The sequence below is a fragment of the Shewanella sp. 11B5 genome, from assembly GCF_002836795.1.
Lineage (GTDB): Bacteria > Pseudomonadota > Gammaproteobacteria > Enterobacterales > Shewanellaceae > Shewanella > Shewanella frigidimarina.
The window spans coordinates 1-2,206 of sequence record NZ_PJAP01001123.1 but is presented as its reverse complement, the minus strand read 5'-3'; the positions used below and the strand labels follow the sequence as shown (position 1 = coordinate 2,206).

2 protein-coding genes are annotated in these 2,206 nt (G+C 43.8%); both read right to left on the bottom strand.

Going from position 1 to position 2,206, the window contains the following annotated elements:
* Window positions 1–565, bottom strand: a 565-nt coding sequence (gene sohB, locus CXF78_RS21020) for a protease SohB (protein WP_180957242.1), incomplete at its 3' end; no start/stop codon positions are given.
* A 122-nt stretch (window positions 566–687) separates the two neighbouring features.
* Window positions 688–2,206: VolA/Pla-1 family phospholipase (locus tag CXF78_RS21015; RefSeq protein ID WP_374702311.1), on the bottom strand; the 1,519-nt coding region annotated here is incomplete at its 5' end.

Below are 2,206 nucleotides of genomic sequence, written 5' to 3'. Positions count from 1 at the left end.
AGCCCACTATTGCAAACGGTGCGGCGTAAACCTTATTAGCCACACACGCCATCATATAACCACCACTTGCAGCCACTTTATCTACGCAAATAGATAACGGGATATTGGCTTGACGCAAACGGTCTAACTGGCTTGAAGCGAGGCCATATCCATGAACCATGCCGCCACCACTTTCAACATTGACCAACACTTGGTCGTCTTTATCTGCGATGGTTATAATTGCGGTCACTTCTTGGCGTAATGACGAGACTTCATTGGCATCTATACTGCCTTTAAAATCGATAACGAATACTTTGCCTTTGGTTAAGTTTTGTTTCTCAGCAGCTTTTTCGGCTGCTTTTACTTGCTTTTCATAGGCTTTAAATTGCTTTTTAGGCAGTAACTCTTCTTTCAACTGATGCTTTAACTGCATAAGTTCATCTGAAATATCAGTCAGTCTTAGCTCACCTTTATCAGATTTATTTTTCATGCTAGCCGCCAGCACAAATATTACTACCGCTAGAATAGCGACAACAATGGTTACCGCTCTTGCTAAAAATAGGCCGTATTCATATAAAAATTCCAAAACTCGCTCCATACAGGGATGACAATCTCGCGGTATTTTAACAGTAATAACCAATAAGTAGACAATAAAAAACCCAGCTAATTGCTGGGTTTTTTAAGATATTGCGCACTAATTAGTAAGCATTAGTTACAGCTTTGGATCACATCGCTATTAGTCACAACAATCGTTGCTTGTCCTAACCCCGTTGATTTTGCAAAACCTGCAACTTGAGACTGTATTTCAACAGTCGCGGCAGCAGCCATACCGTCGGTAACGCCATCTACTTCACCAGGGCTAACAATCGAACTATGATGACCTTTAGAGAAGCGTACAGCACCAGAACCCGGTGTAGTTGTATCTACACATCCTAGCGCTAGCGAGGCAATTAACGGTTCAGTACCCGATAATGGGAAACCTTCAACGCTGTTAGGTAATGTTTGGTCACCTAAGTTACCTGCACCATCGCCAACTATTTCAATTAAATGCACTGGTAAACCAGTCGCAGCTAATTTTTCGCCATGGTTAATTGGGTCAGCAGAATCGACTGCTGTTTGCACTGCAAAAGCAAATGTCGGGATAAACTCGGCATACACAGCTTGAACTAAAGCAGCATACTCGGCGCTACCTTCCTCATAACCTGCAGTATTTGCAGCAGTAACGAGAGCGGCAAACGTACTAGAGGCTGTGACATTGGCAAATAACTGTGGACCAAATGCAGCAGAACCCGCAAATGCTCCAGCTAAACCACCAGCAGGTGCGACTAACGATGCTGCATTAATTGCATAAGCGTTAGGCAAAGCATCACCCGTCATAGGATTAACTAATCCAGTACTGGCATAAGTAGAGAACGTAGTGCCCACAATGCCACCTAAACTCAAACCTTGAGCACTGATTTTAGACACATCAAATACTTGAGGTTGATTTGCCGCAGCGAGTTGTTGCGCCATTCCAGTCAATAATAATCTTAAACCTAAATGGTCTAAAGTTGCTTGACGGAAATTGTCACGCACAGTTAATGTGCTGGCAATGTTAACAAACACTAATGGATTACCATTCGTGAACGCATCAGGTGTACCTACTACAGGACCAAATGCAGGGGCTGTAGCAGAGATCTCATAAGTGCCGTCTTTGTCCAAGTCAAATGAACGAGCACCGTGCAATGGCATATCAATCGCAATAGTAGCAACACCAGCTGCTGCGTATGTACCAGCATAAGCTAGTGCCATTTCTTTACCACCACCTAAACCATGCATTGCGATTGTTGTTGGCCAACCACTTGTTGGAGGGACAAAAGTTCCACCTTGCGCAGCGGTAAATGCTGCAAGCTTAGACGCATTCGGTAAGGTAATTTGAACTGAAACAGTTTCATAACCTTTGATAGCCGGAATAGGGTTAAACTTGGTTAAATGTTTTGTTTTATCTGCAGCAGTACCATCGTCAAGTTTCCACTGTTTACCTGCAAGCAATGCAGGATTACCCAATGCTGCTTGAGGATCTACACCGTTATCAGATGCTTGTGCAAAAAAGTTAGCTTGGCTTAATGTACCAGCCTGTAAAGCTAGCAATACCGACACAGGGCTGTCGCCTTGAGCAAACCAACGGCCATTAGGTGCTGTTGGAGCACCATCGACGATTGGGATCACACAGCTAGCTGATGAACAA